A 19,373-nucleotide genomic window follows, 5' to 3' on the forward strand; every position below is an offset into this window, starting at 1 on the left:
CTCACCTCAGATTTACTGTAGAAGTTAGTAGAGTTGCTTGTTAACACTGACCGTGTCAAGTTTTCTGTGGCACCCTCTTGATACGGTTTACTGGCCGTCAGTACCGCCGTGTCCGGAACCCGTTTTCCGGGAGCAGCGGGACACAGGGAAAGCAGTCCGTATGGGACCGCGACGCGTCGGTCGAACAACGAACGTATAAGTACACCCTCGAGAAGTTGCGGACGATTCATATGGCGATCACAGATCGGCGTCTGGGGGAGTGGGGTTCGACGAACGGTGAGTCGAGACGGACCGCTGTGCGAAGGGGTGAGTGGCGTGGCCGGTGAGGCCGGAGCCGAAAGTGAGGTCCACCGATCCGAGCTTACGTATCCGTCGACTGACTGGCGCGGGTTCTTCAGGAACCACTTCGGACCCTCGATGCTGTGGGCGCTGATCGGCATCGGCGCCAGCCACATCGTCCTCGCGCCGACGCTCGGCGGGACGTTCGGACTGTTTGCCGTCTGGCTGTTCGCGCTCATCTACCTCGCGAAGTACGGCGCCTGGGAACTGGGCATTCGGTACAACTACGGCGTCGGCGGGAACCCGGTCGAAGCGTACGGCGACCTGCCGGGGCCGAACAACTGGATGCAGTGGTTTACAGTCGCGGTCTTTCTCGTCGCCTACGCCGGGATCACCGCCGCGGTCGGGATGAGTACCGCCGCGTTCGTCGAGGCGTTGACGCCGCTTTCGTTCCCGCAGGCGTTCGTCGCCCTCGTCGGTCTCGCCGGTGTGCTCGTCCTGTTCACCCGGTACAGCCTCCTCGAGAAAATCCTGCTGGGCTTTACGATCGCACTCGGCCTACTGATCGTACTGGGCGTGTTCGTGGGCCCGCCGCCGAGTGACGTCGCCATTGGAACGGCGTTTACCGTTCCCGATCTCACCGGACCGGTGTTCGTCGGTCTGTTCGCCGCCGCGGCGGGCTTTGCGCCGACCGGCCTCAGCACGAGCGTCCTCATCGGAAGCTGGAGCATGGCGAAAGGCGAGGGTGCTGGCGAACTGCGCGACCGCGGCCTCGATCCCGAAGACGAGGCCCACCACGACTACATCCGCGCCTGGATCCAGACCGGCCGACGTGACTTCAACATCGGCTACGCGTTCAGTTTCGTCCTCATCGTCGCGATGGTCGTCCTCGCCGCGAACGTCCTCTATCCGAACCCGCCGGCGGACGCGAACCTCGCGGTCGCCATCGGCACCATCCTGAGCGACTCCTTCGGCGAGTGGTCCTACTACGCGATGGTCCTCGGCGCGTTCGCCGCGCTGTACTCGACTGTCATCACGCTCCTCGACGGCGCCTCGCGGGCGACCGGTGACATCGTCCCGATGGCCGTAGAGCGCCCCGACCTCGACGGCGAGCGCATCAGGAAGGCCGTCGTGGTCGCCATCGTCGCCGTGAGCATCGGCGTCGTTCTCACACTCGGCGCCGTCCCCGTCACGTTCCTCATCTGGATCTCGGCGATCCTCGCGATCACGGAGATCCTCTTCTACCCGGCGAACTGGTACGTCGTCAGAGAACACCTGCCCGAACAGTTCCAGCCCTCGCGGCGGTGGGTCGCCTACTACGCGATCAGTCTGGCCGTCGTCCTCGTCTTCGGGCTCATGGGTGCGGCCCACGAGTTCGGCTACGTCTAACGGTCGCCGGACTCCCAAAGGTGTGAGAAACTGAACGTACTGGTTGTCTCCCGTTCTCTCCCATCGAACTCGACCGACCGGAGTCCTCGACTCGGTCGGAAACGCGACCTCTTCGGCTCGACTCGAATCAGGACCCGAGTCGACCGGCGACATCGGTAACTGCGAACCGAAACGCACGGTACCGGTAACTGATCGTACACGCGGCTCGTGCGCCTAGATCACGCCCATCGCATCCAGACGCTCGGGGAGATACGTATCCGTCACGAAATCCAACCCGTGGGAGGCCAGCGACTGCTGTTCGGACTTCTTCTCGATCTCGAGTTGCAACTCGATCTGTTCTTCCCAGTAGTCGGTCTGGAACCGGGGGTCCTCGAGTTCGCTCTCGAGGGCGTTCTTGTCCGAGTCCGAGAGGGGATCGGTCGGCAGGTCGTACTCGACGATATCGGCGGGCTGGATGCCGATGTAGTCGGCTTCGGGCGTCGCGAGATACTCCGAGAGGTGGGCGGATTTGATCGAGCCGTAGGCGACGGAGCCGTAGATCCGATACGACCACGGGTCGCCGTCGGCGAACACCGTCGCCGGGAGGTCGAGTTCGTCGTGTAAGCGCTTGATGATCCGACGAGTCGCCCGTGCGGGCTGGCCTTTGAGGTGGACGATCAGGGCGTTGTACTCGTCGTCGAAACCGTTCTCGACGAGTCGGTCGCGCATCCCGCCGGTCTCGACTGCGAGCATGAAGTCGGCGTCGCTATCGAGAAACTCGATCGTATCGGGGTTGTTCGGAATCTGGTACCCCCCCTCGCCGACGTCTTCCTGACAGTGAATCTCGCGTTCCCCGCGGCGAGTCTGCTCGCGGAGATGCAACGGTCCCATTATCGTCGCACCCGATTCTTCGGGGCGCATGTGGAAATCCTCGCGGGTGACTCCCGAAACGATCTCGAGATCCTCGATCAGCCCGTTCGACTCGTCTTGGTCGCTGAACTGGGCTTCCTTGTTGTCCCAGCTCTCCGAGAGGTAGTACAGTTCACGCAGGGTCGACGAGCGATCTTCCTCGAGTTGATCGGCGAGGAACTCGATGGTGTAGACCGCCTTCAAGAGCTTTCGCGCGCCACGAACCGAGTTCGCCGATCGGGTCGACTCCCGGTCGCCGTACACCCAGACGCCGCTTCCCTCGTCGTACTCGATGTTGTTTTTCGTCCGCGTCGGCACGGACATATGCGGAATCTCACCGAGTTCGAACTGGTCGTAAAACTGTGCGGCGAGGTCGATCAACTGCTCTCTGGCTTGCTGGTCTTTCTGGGTACTCATCGGTCTCCCTCCGTGACGGTGAGTTTCTCGGATTCGACGCCTTTGACGTCCAGATCGAACGCCGCGTCGTCGGCGATCTCGTACTCGAGTTCGGCCTCGTCGCCGCTCCCGACGTCGGCTTCCCACTTGACGAACCACTCGCCATCCATCTCGACGACGGTCGCGCCGTCGCTGAGCTTCCGTGGCTCGGCGGAGACGATGTCGGTGATCTCGAGCGTTTCGGTCGTACTCGAGTTGTTCTCGACGACGACCGAGACGGCCTGTCCGTCGCCGTTTGCTTCGATCCGCCGTTCGACCAGGACGTTGTTCATGATGCGAGCGATGGCGTCGTCGATATCCGGTTCCTCGCGGCCGGTGACCTCGGCGACTTTCGTGGCCATCTCCGGCAGAATCTTCCCGAGGACGTTCTGTTTCTTCCGGCGCTGTTGCATCGACCGGCGCTTGTTCAGGTAACTTTTGAGTTCGCGGGCTGCCTCCCGAATCGCGAGTTCGATCTCGTCTTCGATCTCGGGAACGTTCGCGACGGCGTCTTTCGACTCGCTGGTAAAGGGAACGTTCGTCGAGGCGACGTGGACCATGATCACTGCTGGGCCGTTCGGCAGGCCCGAGCCGCCGGGCTGGTCGAGCCCGTAGTTGCGCCAGCCGATCGACTTGACGACGTCGGTCGTCGCACACGCGCCGCGCTGGTAGACGAGTGGGACGCGGTTCGCAAAGCGCAGGACGTCCGCGCTCCCTTCCGCCTCGAGGTCGCCGCCGTAGGCGATCCCGGCCTCGACGATGAACGGATCGCCGCCGTGAACTTCGGCGTCACGGGTCGCGGAGGCGTAGAAGTCGGCGTCGAACTCCTTCTCTAAGCCAGCCTCGATGAGATCCGCGGAGATCGGCGAGAGACACCGCGTCGGCGGTGCCATGATGTCGGTCTCGCGCATCCCGTCGACGAGGTCGCTCGCGGCGTCTCGATCGTCGGCGAGTTCGCGCACCAGCGGCAAGTCGTCGGGAACGGTCGCCATGACGTCCCAGATCGCCTCCACGACGTTCTCGCGGGCAGTGTCGCCGAAGGCGACGTCGTCGTACTCTTCGGTCAACTCGGCCGCACGGTCGACGTACTCGCGGAGTGCGCGGCGGGTGAGGCGGTGGCGAACGTCCTCTTTGTCTTCGAACCTGGCCCCGAGCCGGTCGGCGAAGGCGTGGACGACTTCGTCGTCTTTGCGAGTGCTCGTCGCGTCGTCCGCGAGGTCGTAGAGGTCGGATACGAGCCTCGAGTCGACCGTCTCTCCGTCACCCGCAGCGTCGGCATCCCCAGGGGTGCTCTCGTCCTCTTCGGCGGCGTCGATCAACGCGAGCCAGACGGCTTCGACCGCGTTCTCCCGAACTGTCTCGCCGAACGTCGTTCCGTGTTCGGATTCGGTGGCCTCGGCGGCCGCCTCCACGTCGGCGCGCAGTTCGTGGTGGGCGATCCGGTCGCGGTCGTCGACGGCCTCGGCGATCGCGCCGGCAAAGGCGGCCGTCGCGTCGGCACCTTTGTTGGCGGTCGCATCCGAGACGATCGACTCGAGGTCGATTCTCTCCTGTGGTGCGGGTGGTCGCCAGCGCATCTCGCGGCCGTAGTGGCGGTCGCGGAAGGAATCGATCACCGAGTCGGCGGTCTTCTTCCCGACACGGGTGAACTCCTCCTGGAGGAATCCCGAGACGCTGTGGGAGTCAGTCGCCGTGAGCATCTTCATCACGGTGCCGAGTTCGACGCCGTGGGGGTGGGGTCGAATCTCCTCGGTTTCCTCGGGGAGCTGGTCGGTCGCCCGCTCGAACTTGAACTCCGCTTTCGGCTCGCGCAACTCGAGTCGGGCGTGGGGGTTGACGACCGCCGTGTGTTTGATGTAGTCGTGAAGCTGCTGGCGGGCGCGCATGTTCGCCTCCATCTCGAGTTCGATTCGGGTGCCGTGGGGGCGGTCCCAGGAGGTGGTCTCTTCGACGCTGATCTCGGGTTCGTTGTCGTCGGTGTCGACGATCAGCTCGAAGTACTGGGCGTCGCTTTCCCCCTGGGTTCGGCTGGTGATCTTCGCGGGCTTGCCACTCGTGAGCTGCGAGTAGAGCACTGCCGCCGAGATTCCGATCCCCTGCTGGCCACGGTTCTGTTCGCGGACGTGAAAGCGCGAGCCGTACAGCAGCTTCCCGAAGACCTTCGGGAGTGACTCTTTGGTCAGCCCCGGCCCGTTGTCCTCGACGATGAGGGTGTAGTAGTCTCCCTCTTCTTGAATTTCGACGTAGATGTCCGGTAAGATGCCGGCTTCCTCGGCGGCGTCTAACGCGTTGTCGACGGCCTCCTTGACGGCCGTCACGAGGCCTCGAGCGCCGCTGTCGAAGCCGAGCATGTGCTTGTTCTTCTCGAAGAACTCGGCGATCGAGATCGCCTGCTGGTTCTCGGCCAGCTCCTCGGCGATCCCGGCGTCCTCACCGAGTGTCGACTGGAACGACGTCATTGTCTCCCCATACTAACGGCGAGGCTAAAAGGTGTGCGTTACCGGAGTGAAAGTGAATGGGGTTCCCGGAGTGGTAGTGATACACCGATCGCCAGAGTGGCGGCGATCGGGTGTGTAGTGACGTGCACCGACACCGATAGCACGGCGGTTCCGAGACGAGACCGTATCACAGAATCGATCTCACACCGCCGCTTCGCTCGTGGTGTACTCGTACATACAGGTAGCGATGGAGCGAAACTGCGTATGATCGATTCGGCAACTGGAAAATAGCGCACAATATGTAGAGGATCAATTCGTAATGATCTCGAGGTCACCGACCTGCGTCGTCGGATGGAACTCACAGATGTACGTCACCATCTCCTCGGAAGCGACGACGTTCTCGAGCGTCTGTTCTTCGCCTTCGTCGCCCATCCCCTCAGTTGCGTAGTCGTCAACGACGTCCTCGTTCTCGTCGTGCATCGCGATATTGTGTACCGCGCCGTCTTCGTTTATCCAGCGAAAGTCGTACTCTTGACCCTCGAAAAGGACCAAATCTGGGTTATCTACTCCAGCGATAATCTCCGGTTCGATTCCCGTCCAGGCCGCGATTCGTCCCTCGAAGTAGAACTCGTCTACCCCTTCCCAGGCCTCGTCGTCGACGTCCTCGTCGTCGACGTCACCGTCTTCCTCTTCGTCCTCTTCTGTCTCGCCGGGGCCCTCGTCGCCACAGCCAGCGACGAGCGCTGGCAAACTCACCGCGCCAGTGTATTTCAGGTACGTTCTTCGATCGAGCGATTTCTTTCGGGGCATTCATAGATTCGAATACAGAGGCACTAATAAAACGCGTTCAGTCATATCATGAAAGTCATTATTTTGTGTCCACTCGTTTCGAACCGCGGCACTCGCAGTGCGACCGGGTGCGCCCTGGCGTTCAGTGGATATCTAATTCCCGAGAACCCATCGACGATGGTGACTCGAGCCAGTGCGGGCGGGTCAAGCACCGACCGCGCTGACTCGGCACGCCGAATCAGTATCGAATCTCGAATCCGTTCTCGCCCAGCGGGTCGCCGTACTCGACCTCGACGTCCTCGACGCTGGCTTTCGGGCTCCCGTTGTGACACCACTCGACCATCGACTCGACTGCATCCTCCGGTCCTTCGAAGACCGCCTCGACGCGGCCGTCCTCGAGATTTTTGACCCAGCCGTCGACGCCTCGCTCCCTTGCGGTATCGCGCGTCGTCGCCCGGTAGAAGACGCCCTGGACGGTTCCGGAGACGAACACGTGTGCGCGGGTTCGTTCTGTCATGTCCGTGCGGTCGACCGCGACCGTCAAAAATCCCGCGCGTTCGCGGCCTCGAGTCCGACGGGCCCTCCCAGTTCCCACCCTCGGAACGGCACACTCTCCGGTCGAGGTCCATCGCGTCTGACGTCCGTCTGACGCGTGGCTGACGAACGGCGTGCGACAGTTACACACGCGACGCACCCCCCGGCAGATGATTCCTGGACAGACCGATTCGAAGACCGGGCGCTCAGCTGTCGCCATCCGCTGTGGCGGCCGTAAACTCGTGGCCTCCGTCTCGGTGAGTTTCGTCCGGAGCTGTACCGCCCCACGAAACAGTTTGGAGCCGACAGGACGAGGGTTCTCGAGCCCGTAGGGATAGCCGATGGGAGTCCTCGACCGCCTCGAGGAAGAGTTCCTCGAAATCTCGAGTCACCGGCGGACGCTCCGGGAGCTACTCGAACTCGTCGTCGGCTCGGTCCTGTTCGTGCTCGTCGCGAGCGGGCTCGCGTACTACCTGCTGGGTCGGGTGACCGCGATCGGCGTCGCCGCGATCTTGGCGATTATCTTTACGATCACGATCGTCTCGCAGGCGTACTGGGCGATGTCGGGACGGAAGGACTACGATGACGGCCAGTAGCCGCCGAACGACGTGATTAGACGGCGGTCGCCAACCAGTCTGGAAGGAGTCACTCGCCAGTCCGGAGATGGTGGAAAATGTAGGTCTGGGCGTAGCCGGCGTACTCCCCGCCCAGGCGCTCCCGGATCGCTCGAGAGGTGTCGGCGTAGGAACCGCGATCGCAATCAGGGTAGTACTCCTCGATGGCCGACGTGATCCAGGTGTCGAGGGGAACGGCCTCGTCGAAGCCCAGCGAGAACAACAGGACGCAGTCGGCGACTTTCTCGCCGACGCCGACGAACCGGGTCAGGTACTCGCGGGCGGCTTCGTACTCGAGGTCGCGAGCCGCCTCGGGGTGGGCGTCGCCGTCGGCGACCATCTCAGCGGTTCGGACGACGTAGGGGGCGCGGTAGCCAAGCCCCAGGTCCCGAAGCTCGGCCTCCGTTGCCGCCGCGAGCTGGTCGGGCGTCGGGAAGGCGTGGTAGGTTTGCCCGTCGAGAGCGATCTCGTCGCCGTACTCGCGGGCGAGCGTCGAGACCATCCCGTGGATGCGGTCGACGCGCATCTGTGCCGAGCAGATAAAGGCGATCAGCGTCCCGAACGGCGGATCGTCCACGAGCCGCAGTCCGCGGTGTGTCTCGTAGGCCTCGGCGAGCAGCGGATCGTCCGGTGCGTCGGCGACGACCGCCTCGAGGTCGTCCTCGAGACGCAGGAGTCGGCGGACGATCGGCTCCGCGTCGACGGTCGACTCCCACTCGAGGACGCCGTCGCGGGACCGAACGCGGATCACCTCGCCGTCGACGACGGTGACGTACCACGCCTCCGGCGCGCGCTGGCCTCCGTACATCTCGCCGTCCTCCCGGCGCCAGAGGTAGCTCTGTCCGCTCTCGAGTGTCAGATACAGGTCGAGTCCGCCCGATAGCTCGTCGATATGGATCGTTCCCGACGCCATTCGTCCGAGCCTTCGGGGGCGAGGGCTTGGGGCTTTCGGACTGCGTTGAAACGCGTCTGAGAACGGTGGCTCGACTACCAGAACCCGAAGACGAGTAAGAAGCCGACGAGCAATACGACGCTCAGTCCGAACACGGCCCCGAAGACGCCTTTGTTCCACTCGAGGACGGTCTTCCCGTCGAGCGGTCCGAACGGAATCATGTTGAACGCGGCGAGAAACAGGTTTATCAAGACACCCATGTGTCCAATGAGGCCGAGGTAACCGCCGAACAGCATCATCGGCAAGAACAACACTGCGAGCAGGTGGTTCGTTACCGGGCCCGCAACTGCGATCATGGCATTTTCCCGCTTGGTGATCCGTCCCCGGTGGTAGACGGCCCCTGGCGCGGCGAACAGAAAGCCGATCAGGGCGCTCATGATCGCCAGAAACAGCATCTGGTAGTCCGCGCGGAACTCGGCGATCTGGCCGTACTCGATCGCGACGACCTTGTGTGCGAGTTCGTGAAGCAGGAAGGCGACGCCGACGGTGACGAAGCTCAGACCCACCATCGTAACGAAGTAGCCGACGTCGATGTCGAACCGGTGGATCGGGGCCATCAGGAGCGCGAACGCGACGCTCAGCACGATCCAGGCGACCGCGAGATCGAACAGCTCCTTGTCGCTGAAGCTGAGTTCGGGATCCGGCTGGCGACCTACCTGGACGCTCACGTGATCACCTCACGGATCAACTCGAGGCTGTTCTCGGCGCCTCGAAGCAACTCGTTCATGAGCGCGTCGACGCCGCCGATTTCGGGGGCGAGCCACGGGAGGACGACGAACGGGAACAGGAAGGTGCCGATGACGCTCCCGATGTTGGTGAACGCGACGATCATGATGAGTCGGAACAGCGGCACGTCGAACATGTCTCCGACGGCGTCACCGATCGGTCGGGTGGTGTCGTTGACGATCTCGTTTAGCGTCTGGATGTCCCGGACGTTGACCGGCCGATACTTGAGTTCGACGTAGCCGACGAACCACCCCGGCGCGAGCAGGGGGTTGATGCTGGTCAGCCAGGCGACCGCGCCGCCGACGCCCGCGCTGGTCCAGCGCGCCCCCGCGAGCCGTGCGAGCGTGAACGCGAAGACGCCGTTGAACAGGAACCACGCGCCGAACAGCTGGAGTAAGAACGTGTTACGAACGCCGGCCATGATCAACAGGAAGAAGAATCCGAGAAAGCCGAGCATGACGAGGTAGCCGAAGATCTTCAGCGGCGAGAACCGGCGGCTCGAGGCGGTGCCGGTCAGCGACTCCATCGGCGGCAGCTGATCGGGGTTCCGGAGATAGCGTTCGATCCCTGCTTTGTGTCCGGCGCCGACGACGGCGAGTACCTCGTAGCCCTGCTCGCGTAACTGGTGGAGGTTGTGTGCGATGTACGCGTCACGTTCGTCGATCAACGCGTTTGCCCCGCGGGGGCTGAACTGGCGGAACTCCTCCATCATCGCCGCGACGACGTCGCCGTCGGTCATCTCCTCGATGTCGACCTGCTCGACGTCCTCGACGTCACCGCTCAACGCGTCCAGGACGATGCCCAGGGCTGCGCCGGCGACGACGCCGATGCCCAGACCGGCGACGACGCCCGTCGTGGCGCGAATCGAGTAGATGCCGGCGTTCTCGAATCGCCCCGCCGAGACTGGGCCGGCGAACGTCTCCGTGACGACCAGCGCGAGACAGATCCCGATCCCGATCACGACGCCGGCGAGGATCCGTATCGAGAAGTCGTTTACCAGGCCGCCGGTGTAGTTCTCGGCCGACTCGAGCGAGGGGAGAAAGAGCACGCCCAGAAAGGCTCCCCCGAGGGCACCGAGGCCGCCGGCACCGACGTACTGGAGCGTCGTCGGCTCGCTCACGCCGAGTAAGAGAACGTCGCCAAGGCCGAGAAGCGGCGCGAATACGATCGCGAAGAGGGATCCGAGGAACGCGCCGACGGCCGCGCCGAGGGCGAGTCCGACGGTGCGGGGGTCGGTGATGCCGAGCGCGAGCCCGCCGACCATCTTCAGTTTCTCGGTGACGGACAACCGACGCCAGAACCGCTGGATCGTCACCTGGATGTCCCGGTCGACGAGCGCGACGCCGCTGCCGTTTCGCTCGGCGGCTTCGATGGCAGCGCGCATGTCGGCACCGGGCTCGATGTCGAATCGCTCACCGAGTCGCGACTGGACGTACGAGAGCATCCAGTAGGCCAGAAACTGAAAGACGGTGTTGCCCGAGAGAATGTCCTTCGCCTCGATGTCGTCCGGGGTCCCCCCCTGCATCTGGCGATAGCGCCCCTCGTCGAGTTCGACGGCGACGACGTCCGGGCGGTCCCGATCGACGACCTCGTGTACCTCGTCGACGCTCGCCTGCGAGACGTGGGCCGTCCCGAGGACTTCGACCGACCCCTCGCCGCTCGCGCTCGCGTCGGGCGGGGAGGGTACGTCGGCGTCGCCTGCATCGCTCATTAGGGGGACCAGTCGGCGACGACTTTTACCAGTATCGAACTCGGGGGAGAGAGCCGACTCGTGGATCGCACCCGAGGTGTTCGCTGCGCCGATGGCTGAGAGTTGACAGGAAGACTCATCACTCTCCTCGAGCAACACCGACCGATGACCGATCTCATCGAGACGTTGATCGAGAACCGCGAGATGGTTCAGCCGAACCACGCGAACATGCTCGAGGTCGCCCACGGCGGGAACGTGATGAAGTGGATGGACGAGATCGGCGCGATGTCGGCCATGCGCTTTTCCGGCGAGACTTGTGTGACCGCACACGTAAACCGGATGGATTTCGAGCGCCCGATCCCTGTCGGCGATACGGCCTACATCACGGCCTACGTCTACGACGCAGGCACCTCGAGCGTGAAGGTTCGTCTCGTCACCGAGCGCGAGGACCTGCGGACGCGCGAACGAGAGAAGACCACCGAATCGTACTTCGTCTACGTCGCGATCGACGAGGAAAACGACCCGACGACGGTGCCGGAACTCACCGTCGATACGGAGAGAGGACAGCGCCTCCGTCAGGTCGCCCTCGAGGGAGAGAACGGGGATCGATAACCGCCACGCTCGCCTCCGTTTCCCGACGAATGCGGATTAGTTCCTGTGGCTTCGAGTCACTCGAGAAGCGTCTCGACCTCGCCGAGGGACTCGAGGACGTAATCGGGCTCGATCGTGCTCGACTCGAGGCTTCTCCGGTCCGTGATTCCGGAGAGGACGACCGCCGTCGCCATTCCGGCGTTCGCGCCGAGGGCCACGTCGGTCTCCAGACGATCGCCGACGACCAGGGTTCGCTCCGGCGGGACGTCGAGTCGGTCGATCGCGGCCGTTGCGGCGACCGACGACGGCTTGCCGAGGACCGCGTCGGGTTCGCGGCCGGCGACCGCTTCCATGGCCGCCAGGATCGCGCCAGTCCCTGGCTTCACGCCGTCGTCGTCGGGGATCGTCACGTCAGGGTCGGTTCCGTAGAAGGGGACACCGTCCGAAAGCGCCTCGAGAGCAGTCGACAGGATGTCGTAGCTGAACTGATCGTCGAACGAGCCGAGGACGACCTCCGCCGCCTCCGGATCGGCCGTCGTCTCGACGCCCGCGGTCTCGAGGATCGCCTCGAGTCGGTCGCCCCCGACGACGAACACCCGTTCGTCGGGATGGGTCTCCCCGAGGTACGCCGCCGAGACCGTCGCCGAGGTGAGCACCAGTTCGGGCTCGACCGCGACGCCGTGTGGTTCGAGCAACTCGGCGTAGTGGTCTGTGCCGCGGGTCGGGTTGTTCGAGAACAGCAATCGCGAACAGCCCGCCTGCTCGAGCGCTCTCAGGCCGTCGGTCACATCGGGGATCAGCGACTCGCCGCGGACGATCGTCCCGTCGACGTCGAGGATTACCGCCTCGTACTCCGTCATCGGGAGTGCTTGGATCGGGGTCCGATTGAGTGTTGGGTTCCCGGCCGTCTTCGGATGCTCGGCGGAGTCTCCGCTCGAGACCTAATCCGTTCGCTCGAGGTTAGTTCGAACGCTCGAGTTCGAGCTCTTCGGTCTCGATACCCGCCCGCTCGGCGCGCTCGTTGGCGTCGATCAGCCACTCGAGTTTCGCCTCGAACTCCGCTTCGGAGAGTTCTCCAGCAGCGTACCGGTTCTGGAGTTTCGTAACGGGGTCGACGGCGGTGTCGGCCGTTTCGGATGCACCCACCGTGGCGGCTTCCGGCCGTGGAGGGTCGCGATTCGTGAGATACCACACGAGGAACGTGCTGACGACGAACAGTGCCGCGAGTCCGATCGCGTACCACACGCCGGCAAACAGCAGGACGAAGATGATGAGCACGTCCGCGAGGACGAACTTGAGGACGAACAGCTCCGCGAGGCTGTAGCCGTCGTCGGAGTCCTCGGCCATACCTGAACCGACGGCCTCGCGAGGAATAACTGTAGGGATCGACACACACCGTGGCGTTTCGCGAACTGCTGGTACTGCGGTTATAGCCCGTCCGCGCGAGCGGGGGTGAGAATTCTTATCCGCCGACCGCCTCTAGGTCGGGTATGGGACTCGAGGTCGATCCGCCGAAGCCGCCAGAACTGGAGTTCGTCGATCCGAACGAGTACGAAGACGCCACGATCACCGGAGACGGAGCAACGGAGATCGATTACCGACGCGAGGAACTCCAGACGTTCCTCGAGGAGGGCGCCTGGGAGGAGGCGCTCGAAGAGTGGCTCGGCGACACCGATCTCGGCGAGCGCGAGTACCTGATCGCCCGCGACCTCGATCTTTTCGCGGAGTTCGACTTCTTCTGGGACGACTTCGCGGACCGCGTCGGCTACCACGCGCCGGGGATCCCTGAGGACTGGCAGACCAGGGAGTACCACCCCGGACTCGACACCTGGGGTACCGTCTCGTCGATCAACGCCGAACTCACGGAGTTCGGTCAGATCGTCTCGGTCGTCCTCAAAGAGGAGTACATCGACTGGGAGGCCGAGTACGAACCGCCGGAGGATCTTCCGGATTTCGACTGATCGTTCGACCGAACGGGACCACCGCGACGGGGGTTACTCTCGAGCGACGGCGATGTTTCGTACTGGCCCCTGACAGGACGGACACGAACCGAGCGAGTCGGCCGCTTCGCGGTAGCCACACTCTTGGCACTCGTAATACGATCGCTTCGGCGTGTACGGGTCGGTTCGGACCATGGTTCGTGTCGACGTATTTCATGCAAAAGCGTTGTGCTACTACTGTTTAGTGTGAGTTATACAATCGGGTGATGGGATATATCCTTATTTCCTGACCGTACGTCCACTTCCCCTCGCAGTCGAGATCGCTGCTATCGCCGTGTGCCCGAACGTATTCGGAGACGGGTTTTCCCCCACCGAACCCGTAGGTCGGCCATGGACCAACCAGGGACCGCAACTCAACTCGAGGCGGACGACTCCGCCCAACAGGAGACGACCGTCACGGTCCGGTGTACCGGGCACGTACGCATGGCCGTCGGCGCACACGAACTCGAGTACACGTTTACGGGGACGACACTCAGAGCGTTTCTCGAGGCGTTCTTCGACGAGTACGACGTCGAGGAGCTGCTGATCGCCGAGACGGAAGCCGAGGCGACGGCTCGCGGCTGGGCTCCCGTTCCGGACGAGCTTCCGGGCACCTGGCGGAAGAATCCGGAGGGCGATCAGACCCGTCCCTACGCTAGGGTCTGTATCAACGGCCGGTTCAACGAACACGACGACGGCTTCGAAACCGAACTCGAGCACGGAGACCGTATCGCGCTCGTCTATCCGTTCATGTTTTGCGTGTGATCTCCCACCCAGCACGAGCGGGGACTCGACAGCCGACAGCACGTCGACGCCGCGACGGTTCGCCCCGTAGCTCATCTGTCCACCGATGATTCGGACGCTCTCGGTCATCTACTCGGGTTCGAGCCGGATCGATTGTATCGTGATCTACTATCACAGATCCGGAAGGATTGACAGAGGCTTCTTTCGCCGTCGTTCGATCGGCCTGACGCGCGAACTCGTCGTCGACAGATTTAGGGTTAGACGCCCCGAAATATTCGTACAATGATGCTGAGTGACGTGATGGAGGACTATCTCAAGGTGATCTACCAGCTCCAGCAGGCGACCGACGATCGGATCAAGACCTCCGAGATCGCCGACGAACTGGACGTCACGTCACCGACGGTCACCAGCATGCTCGAGAAACTCGAGGAGCGCGGCCTGATCGACCGCGAGAAGTATCGCGGGGTAACCCTGACCGACGAGGGAGAGACCGTCGCTCTCGAGATCGTCCGCCATCACCGTCTGCTCGAGGCGTATCTCACCGAACATCTCGATTACGACTGGGCCGAGGTTCACGACGAAGCCGACCGCCTCGAACATCATATCAGCGAGAGCTTCGAGGAACGAGTCGCCAACGCGCTCGATCAACCCGACGTCGACCCGCACGGATCGCCGATCCCGAACGCCGACCTCGAGCCGCCGGAACGGTCGCCGGGCGAGTCGGTAATCGAGTTCGCCGAGGGGGAGACGGTCGTCGTCGAGGAGGTCGCCGACGACGACGCCGAGGTCCTCTCGTATCTGTCCGACCACGGTGTCGCACCCGGCGTCGAACTCGAAATCGTCGAAATAGCGCCGTTTGGAATGGTAACGGCGCGCTCGAGTCAAAACGAGAAAACCGTCTCGTTGCCGGAACACGTCGCACACCAGATCCGCGTCGCTCAGCCGGCCGAAGCCGAAGGGTAGTGGATATCGTCTCCGATCCTGTCTCTGGTGACCCGAGCAGTTTGTTTCGAATCAGTCCCACGGATTGCTCGCGGAAAGGATATATGTTTAGACTCCTCTAATTCCATGTAATGATGACTCGAGTTTCCTCTGTCGGCGGTGATCGACCGCGATGAGTCGCCGATCGCTTTACGATCTTCCGCGGTGGCTGCTCGCGATCGGTCCAGTGGTGATCCTCCTCGCCGTATTCGGATTTCTCTACCTGAGCTCGCCGTTCGGTGACCTCTCGAATGCCGGCGAGGCAAGTACGCTCGACGTGATCTGGGTCGTGACAGTGATCGGCGCGATCGCGGGTATCGTTCCGGTCGCGATCGGCATGCTCTGGTTCCCGTTCATCCGGGAGCTCGATACGCGGTATATTCACGGCTTTATGGCGCTCGCTGCCGGCGTTCTCGCGTTCATCGCTGTCGAGATGACCGAGGACGTGGTCGAATACGCCGGCGACACCGGTACCCCAGTGCTCGCGTTTGGCCTCGCGGCCGCCGGTGTCGGCGTGACGTTCGCCGTCATGTACGTCGTGAGTCAGTGGCGACAGCGAACGATGAACAGGACCGAAAAGAGCGGCGTCGAGATCGCCTACCTCGTCGCGATCGCGCTCGGACTCCACAGCATCGGGGAGGGACTCGGCATCGGGGTGTCGTACGTCATGGGTGATACGGCGACGCTTACCCTGCTCGTCCTGGCGTTCGTGATGCACAACGTCATGGAAGGGCCGACCGTGGTCGCCGCTATCGCCCGCGACAGGGCGACGCCACCGTTGCGTCACTTCGTCGCAATCGGCGTCATCGCCGGCGGCCCCGTCATCGTCGGCGGCTGGATCGGCAGTTTCGCACAGTCCGACCTGCTTGCGATCCTCTTCTACGCCGTCGCGATCGGTGCGATCCTGCAGGTGCTCATCGAGGTCGCGGAACTCATCCGGTTCGACGCCGACGCCGTCCTCACTCGAGCAAACACGATGGCGTTTGCGTTCGGATTCGTCCTCATGTTCCTCCTCGAGGACGTCCTCACGGAGGTCTTACTCGAGGGGTGGCTCGTTCCCGCCTGACCGTCTCGAACTGGTCGACCAACGCCACGAAGAGAAACGACTTACTGTATTCGGTCCGAAAGATCGAACACCGAAAACCAACTTGGCCCACCCGTCGGGTTTAAGGAAATCAATTACGAACATTTCGCCATGTCATCAATCGAACTGACTCCGAGCCAGAAGAAAATCCTCCGGGCGTTGACGAACCTCCACAAGGAGTCCGAAGACGCCATCAAAGGGGAAGATATCGCCGAACAAGTAGACCGCAATCCGGGGACGATCCGCAACCAGATGCAGAGTCTCAAAGCCCTCCAACTCGTCGAGGGCGTTCCCGGTCCGAAAGGCGGCTACAAACCGACTGCTGCGGCCTACGAAGCCCTCGAGATCCAGCAGATGGACGATCCCGCCTCGGTGCCGTTGAGTCACGAGGGAGAACCCGTCGAAGACGTCATCGTCGAGGAGATCGATCTCTCGAGCGTCCATCATCCGGAGCTCTGCCGTGCCGAGATCCACATGCAGGGGACGATCGGCGACATCTCCGAAGACGATGCCGTCACCGTCGGCCCGACCCCGCTGTCGAAACTCGTCGTCGAGGGCCGCGTCGACGGGAAAGACGACACCAACAACATCCTCATTCTCCGCATCGACGATATGGTCGCGCCCGCGGAAGAGCCCACCCACTGACCAGACTGTTCCCGTCGGTGGACACTGATCTGTTTACGATCTTCCGGAAAACGCTCTCTCAGTTCGTCTGATGCGATACAGGGAGAGTCGTCTCGAGCGACCGTCCCCCTACTCGCTGTCGTCCGCGTCTTCGTCGCCACCGACTGAGGCCGCCGGAATCACATCGACGCTGGCGACGGCGTCGTCGGCGTCGACCTCCATGACGATGACGCCCATGGTGTTTCGCCCGACCGTCGACACCTCGTCGACCCGGGTTCGGATGATCTGTCCGCGTTCGCTCATCAACACGGCCTGATCGTCCGCCGAGACCGCCTTGACGGCCCTAACGGGACCGTTTCGCTCCCCCGTCTTGATGTCGATCAGCCCCTTGCCGTACCGCGACTGGGTGCGGTACTCGGAGAGATGTGTTCGTTTTCCGTACCCGTTCCGGGTGACGGTCAACAGCGCCCGGTCATCGTCCTCGTCGGTCGCGACCAGCCCCGCGACGGCGTCGTCGCCCTCGAGTTTGATGCCGTTGACGCCGCGGGCGTTACGGCCCATCGCCCGAGCTTCGGTCTCGTCGAAGCGGATCGTCATCCCCTGCTCGGTCCCGATGACGAGATCCTGGGAGCCGTCGGTTACCTCGACGTCGATCAGTTCGTCGCCGTCCTCCAGGTCGGCCGCGATGATCCCGGTCGAGAGGATGTTGTCGAACTCCTCGCCCGCGGTCCGTTTCACGTAGCCGTTACGAGTCGCCATCGTCACGTACTCGTCGTCGCCGAAGGCGTCGGTGTCGACGATCGCCGTGATCTCCTCGTCGCCCTCGAGGTCGAGGATGTTGACCGCCGACTTGCCGCGGGCGGTACGGCTCATCTCCGGGATCTCGTACGCTTTGAGCTGGTAGACCTTCCCCCGGTTCGTAAAGCAAAGCAGGTAGTCGTGGGTGTTCGCCCGGAATACCGTCGTGACGCGGTCGTCTTCTTTGACGTCCGCGCCGATGATCCCCTTCCCGCCCCGCCCCTGGGGGTCGAAGGTGTCGATCGGCATGCGCTTGACGTAGTCGTCCTCGGTCATGACGACGAACACCTCCTCTTCAGGGATGAGGTCCTCGTGGGTGACCGTCCCCTGATCCTCGACGATCGAGGTGCGCCGATCGTCGTCGTACTCGGCTTTGACCTCGCGGAGTTCGTCTTTGATGACCGAAAGAAGCTCCTGTTCGCTCTCTAAGATCGATGTCAGCCGCTCGATCTCGTCTGTGACGTCCTCGTACTCGTCTTCGATCTCGGCGGCCTCCATCGACGTCAGGCTACCGAGTTGCATCCGAACGATGTGATCGGCCTGATCCGCAGAGAAGTCGAACTCCTCCTGGAGTCCGTCTTTCGCCGCCGACCGATCGTCGGAGTTCTGGATGAGGTCGACGACCTCGTCGACGTTCTCGAGCGCTCGCAGTCGCCCCTCGAGAATGTGCGCTCGATCCTCGGCCTCGGCCAGATCGTACTCGCTCCGTCGACGGACGACCTCGCGGCGGTGGGCGATGTACTCCGCTAAGCTCTCTTTCAACGAGAGCACCCGGGGCTGGCCGTCGACCAGCGCGAGGTTGATGACGCCGAACGTTCGCTCCAAGTGATTCTCGAGCAGTTTGTTCTTGACGACCTCGACGTTCGCGCCGCGTTTGCACTCGACGACGATGCGGACGCCGTCGCGGTCGGACTCGTCGCGCAGGTCCGAGATCCCCTCGAGGTCGCCGTCGTTGACGTCCTCGGCGATGCGCTCGACGAGGCGGGCTTTGTTGGTCTGGAAGGGGAGTTCGGTGATGACGATGCGCTCGCGGTCGTTTTTCCACTCCTCGACCTCGAACTCGGCTCGCACGCGGAGGCGACCGCGGCCGGTCTTGTACGCCGAGTAGATGGCGTCGCGACCGACGATGTTCGCTCCCGTCGGGAAGTCCGGCCCCTTGACGTGGTCCATCAGGTCTTCGACCGTCGCGTCGGGGTCGTCGATCAACTCGATCGTGGCGTCGATTATCTCGCCTAAGTTGTGCGGCGGGATGTTCGTCGACATCCCGACGGCGATCCCCGACGAGCCGTTCACGAGGAGGTTCGGAAACGCCGCCGGCAACACGTCGGGTTCCTGCAAGCGATCGTCGTAGTTCGCCGAGAAGTCGACGGTATCCTTTTCGATATCCTCGAGTAACTCCTCGGAGATGGGCGACATCCGCGCCTCCGTATACCGCTGTGCTGCCGCCGGGTCGCCGTCCATCGAGCCGAAGTTCCCCTGGCCGTCGACCAGCGGATAGCGCATCGAGAAATCCTGGGCCATCCGGACCAGGGTGTCGTAGATCGCGCTGTCGCCGTGTGGGTGGTAATCACCCATCGTCTCCCCGACGATCGAGGAGGACTTGCGGTGGCTGCTCCCCGAGGAGACGCCCATCTCGTGCATCGCATAGAGGATGCGCCGGTGAACCGGTTTCAGACCGTCCTCGACTCTGGGAAGCGCACGACCCGCGATGACGGACATCGCGTAGTCGATGTAGCTCTGTTCCATCTCGTCCTCGATGCGGACGTTCTCTACCGCTCGTGCCTCTATGTCTGTGGGATCGGGTACGTCGGAACTCATATGGTCACCTCACCTCGTCT

Annotated in this window: 19 protein-coding genes; 8 read left to right on the forward strand and 11 right to left on the reverse strand. The window is 63.1% G+C overall.

Features of this window, described 5'->3' with window-relative positions; all coding sequences use genetic code 11:
* Positions 1–315: 315 nt before the first annotated feature.
* Complete coding sequence (locus tag FYC77_RS17665) at positions 316–1,668, forward strand: Nramp family divalent metal transporter (RefSeq protein ID WP_202911867.1); 1,353 nt, start codon at positions 316–318, stop codon at positions 1,666–1,668.
* A gap of 213 nt (positions 1,669–1,881) precedes the next feature.
* On the opposite strand, the gene FYC77_RS17670 is transcribed toward FYC77_RS17665, so the two are convergent.
* From FYC77_RS17670 to FYC77_RS17685, 4 genes are all read right to left on the reverse strand, one after another.
* Entirely contained in the window at positions 1,882–2,973 is a 1,092-nt protein-coding gene (locus FYC77_RS17670; RefSeq protein ID WP_149082818.1) for a DNA topoisomerase IV subunit A, read from the reverse strand.
* Positions 2,970–5,450 (reverse strand): DNA topoisomerase VI subunit B, encoded by a 2,481-nt coding sequence (locus tag FYC77_RS17675; RefSeq protein ID WP_149082819.1) that lies wholly within the window; start codon positions 5,448–5,450, stop codon positions 2,970–2,972. Before FYC77_RS17675 ends, FYC77_RS17670 begins: the two co-directional genes overlap by 4 nt.
* 288 nt (positions 5,451–5,738) lie before the next feature.
* Positions 5,739–6,239, reverse strand: coding sequence for a cupredoxin domain-containing protein (locus tag FYC77_RS17680; protein ID WP_149082820.1), 501 nt, complete (start codon positions 6,237–6,239; stop codon positions 5,739–5,741).
* A gap of 217 nt (positions 6,240–6,456) precedes the next feature.
* Positions 6,457–6,735, reverse strand: coding sequence for an acylphosphatase (locus tag FYC77_RS17685; RefSeq protein ID WP_149082821.1), 279 nt, complete (start codon positions 6,733–6,735; stop codon positions 6,457–6,459).
* Between the two features lie 358 nt (positions 6,736–7,093).
* On the opposite strand from FYC77_RS17685, the gene FYC77_RS17690 reads away from it, so the two are divergent.
* Positions 7,094–7,348, forward strand: a complete 255-nt coding sequence (locus FYC77_RS17690; RefSeq protein ID WP_149082822.1) for a hypothetical protein — start codon at positions 7,094–7,096, stop codon at positions 7,346–7,348.
* Positions 7,349–7,397: 49 nt separating this feature from the next.
* Here the strand turns inward: FYC77_RS17690 and FYC77_RS17695 are convergent, their stop codons facing one another.
* From FYC77_RS17695 to FYC77_RS17705, 3 genes are all read right to left on the reverse strand, one after another.
* Positions 7,398–8,279, reverse strand: coding sequence for a DNA-3-methyladenine glycosylase family protein (locus FYC77_RS17695; RefSeq protein ID WP_149082823.1), 882 nt, complete (start codon positions 8,277–8,279; stop codon positions 7,398–7,400).
* A 74-nt stretch (positions 8,280–8,353) separates the two neighbouring features.
* Positions 8,354–8,986: a zinc metalloprotease gene (locus tag FYC77_RS17700; protein ID WP_149082824.1), complete on the reverse strand. Its 633-nt coding sequence runs from the start codon at positions 8,984–8,986 to the stop codon at positions 8,354–8,356.
* On the reverse strand, positions 8,983–10,755 hold the full coding sequence (locus FYC77_RS17705; RefSeq protein WP_149082825.1) for a TraB/GumN family protein: 1,773 nt from the start codon (positions 10,753–10,755) through the stop codon (positions 8,983–8,985). Before FYC77_RS17705 ends, FYC77_RS17700 begins: the two co-directional genes overlap by 4 nt.
* Before the next feature lie 144 nt (positions 10,756–10,899).
* On the opposite strand from FYC77_RS17705, the gene FYC77_RS17710 reads away from it, so the two are divergent.
* On the forward strand, positions 10,900–11,346 hold the full coding sequence (locus FYC77_RS17710) for an acyl-CoA thioesterase (RefSeq protein ID WP_149082826.1): 447 nt from the start codon (positions 10,900–10,902) through the stop codon (positions 11,344–11,346).
* A 56-nt stretch (positions 11,347–11,402) separates the two neighbouring features.
* On the opposite strand, the gene FYC77_RS17715 is transcribed toward FYC77_RS17710, so the two are convergent.
* On the reverse strand, positions 11,403–12,185 hold the full coding sequence (locus FYC77_RS17715; protein ID WP_149082827.1) for an HAD-IIA family hydrolase: 783 nt from the start codon (positions 12,183–12,185) through the stop codon (positions 11,403–11,405).
* 100 nt (positions 12,186–12,285) lie between these two features.
* The gene (locus FYC77_RS17720; protein WP_149082828.1) at positions 12,286–12,672 is read right to left on the reverse strand and encodes an SHOCT domain-containing protein; all 387 of its coding nucleotides are present in this window, start codon (positions 12,670–12,672) and stop codon (positions 12,286–12,288) included.
* Positions 12,673–12,815: 143 nt separating this feature from the next.
* On the opposite strand from FYC77_RS17720, the gene FYC77_RS17725 reads away from it, so the two are divergent.
* Positions 12,816–13,286: a hypothetical protein gene (locus FYC77_RS17725; RefSeq protein WP_149082829.1), complete on the forward strand. Its 471-nt coding sequence runs from the start codon at positions 12,816–12,818 to the stop codon at positions 13,284–13,286.
* A gap of 33 nt (positions 13,287–13,319) precedes the next feature.
* On the opposite strand, the gene FYC77_RS17730 is transcribed toward FYC77_RS17725, so the two are convergent.
* Positions 13,320–13,460, reverse strand: coding sequence for a rubrerythrin-like domain-containing protein (locus FYC77_RS17730; protein ID WP_149082830.1), 141 nt, complete (start codon positions 13,458–13,460; stop codon positions 13,320–13,322).
* Between the two features lie 195 nt (positions 13,461–13,655).
* Between FYC77_RS17730 and FYC77_RS17735 the strand changes: the two genes are divergently transcribed.
* The 4 genes from FYC77_RS17735 (at position 13,656) to FYC77_RS17750 (ending at position 16,758) form a co-directional block, all read left to right on the forward strand.
* The gene (locus FYC77_RS17735) at positions 13,656–14,069 is read left to right on the forward strand and encodes a ubiquitin family protein (protein WP_149082831.1); all 414 of its coding nucleotides are present in this window, start codon (positions 13,656–13,658) and stop codon (positions 14,067–14,069) included.
* Between the two features lie 261 nt (positions 14,070–14,330).
* A complete protein-coding gene (locus FYC77_RS17740; RefSeq protein WP_149082832.1) occupies positions 14,331–15,011 on the forward strand; it encodes a metal-dependent transcriptional regulator in 681 nt (226 codons plus the stop codon).
* Between the two features lie 151 nt (positions 15,012–15,162).
* Positions 15,163–16,095 (forward strand): ZIP family metal transporter, encoded by a 933-nt coding sequence (locus FYC77_RS17745; protein ID WP_149082833.1) that lies wholly within the window; start codon positions 15,163–15,165, stop codon positions 16,093–16,095.
* A 129-nt stretch (positions 16,096–16,224) separates the two neighbouring features.
* Entirely contained in the window at positions 16,225–16,758 is a 534-nt protein-coding gene (locus FYC77_RS17750) for an Rrf2 family transcriptional regulator (RefSeq protein WP_149082834.1), read from the forward strand.
* Positions 16,759–16,866: 108 nt separating this feature from the next.
* Here the strand turns inward: FYC77_RS17750 and gyrA are convergent, their stop codons facing one another.
* The gene (gyrA, locus tag FYC77_RS17755; protein WP_149082835.1) at positions 16,867–19,353 is read right to left on the reverse strand and encodes a DNA gyrase subunit A; all 2,487 of its coding nucleotides are present in this window, start codon (positions 19,351–19,353) and stop codon (positions 16,867–16,869) included.
* Positions 19,354–19,373: the final 20 nt, after the last annotated feature.

The sequence above is a fragment of the Natrialba swarupiae genome (assembly GCF_008245225.1).
Taxonomy (GTDB): Archaea; Halobacteriota; Halobacteria; order Halobacteriales; family Natrialbaceae; genus Natrarchaeobius; species Natrarchaeobius swarupiae.

Bases quoted from the DNA above. Each gene is read 5' to 3' on its own strand.
- FYC77_RS17670 (WP_149082818.1), bottom strand. From the start codon at position 2,973: ATGAGTACCCAGAAAGACCAGCAAGCCAGAGAGCAGTTGATCGACCTC.
- FYC77_RS17675 (WP_149082819.1), bottom strand. From the start codon at position 5,450: ATGACGTCGTTCCAGTCGACACTCGGTGAGGACGCCGGGATCGCCGAG.
- FYC77_RS17680 (WP_149082820.1), bottom strand. From the start codon at position 6,239: ATGCCCCGAAAGAAATCGCTCGATCGAAGAACGTACCTGAAATACACT.
- FYC77_RS17685 (WP_149082821.1), bottom strand. From the start codon at position 6,735: ATGACAGAACGAACCCGCGCACACGTGTTCGTCTCCGGAACCGTCCAG.
- FYC77_RS17690 (WP_149082822.1), top strand. From the start codon at position 7,094: ATGGGAGTCCTCGACCGCCTCGAGGAAGAGTTCCTCGAAATCTCGAGT.
- FYC77_RS17695 (WP_149082823.1), bottom strand. From the start codon at position 8,279: ATGGCGTCGGGAACGATCCATATCGACGAGCTATCGGGCGGACTCGAC.
- FYC77_RS17705 (WP_149082825.1), bottom strand. From the start codon at position 10,755: ATGAGCGATGCAGGCGACGCCGACGTACCCTCCCCGCCCGACGCGAGC.
- FYC77_RS17710 (WP_149082826.1), top strand. From the start codon at position 10,900: ATGACCGATCTCATCGAGACGTTGATCGAGAACCGCGAGATGGTTCAG.
- FYC77_RS17715 (WP_149082827.1), bottom strand. From the start codon at position 12,185: ATGACGGAGTACGAGGCGGTAATCCTCGACGTCGACGGGACGATCGTC.
- FYC77_RS17720 (WP_149082828.1), bottom strand. From the start codon at position 12,672: ATGGCCGAGGACTCCGACGACGGCTACAGCCTCGCGGAGCTGTTCGTC.
- FYC77_RS17725 (WP_149082829.1), top strand. From the start codon at position 12,816: ATGGGACTCGAGGTCGATCCGCCGAAGCCGCCAGAACTGGAGTTCGTC.
- FYC77_RS17730 (WP_149082830.1), bottom strand. From the start codon at position 13,460: ATGGTCCGAACCGACCCGTACACGCCGAAGCGATCGTATTACGAGTGC.
- FYC77_RS17735 (WP_149082831.1), top strand. From the start codon at position 13,656: ATGGACCAACCAGGGACCGCAACTCAACTCGAGGCGGACGACTCCGCC.
- FYC77_RS17740 (WP_149082832.1), top strand. From the start codon at position 14,331: ATGATGCTGAGTGACGTGATGGAGGACTATCTCAAGGTGATCTACCAG.
- FYC77_RS17745 (WP_149082833.1), top strand. From the start codon at position 15,163: ATGAGTCGCCGATCGCTTTACGATCTTCCGCGGTGGCTGCTCGCGATC.
- FYC77_RS17750 (WP_149082834.1), top strand. From the start codon at position 16,225: ATGTCATCAATCGAACTGACTCCGAGCCAGAAGAAAATCCTCCGGGCG.
- gyrA (WP_149082835.1), bottom strand. From the start codon at position 19,353: ATGAGTTCCGACGTACCCGATCCCACAGACATAGAGGCACGAGCGGTA.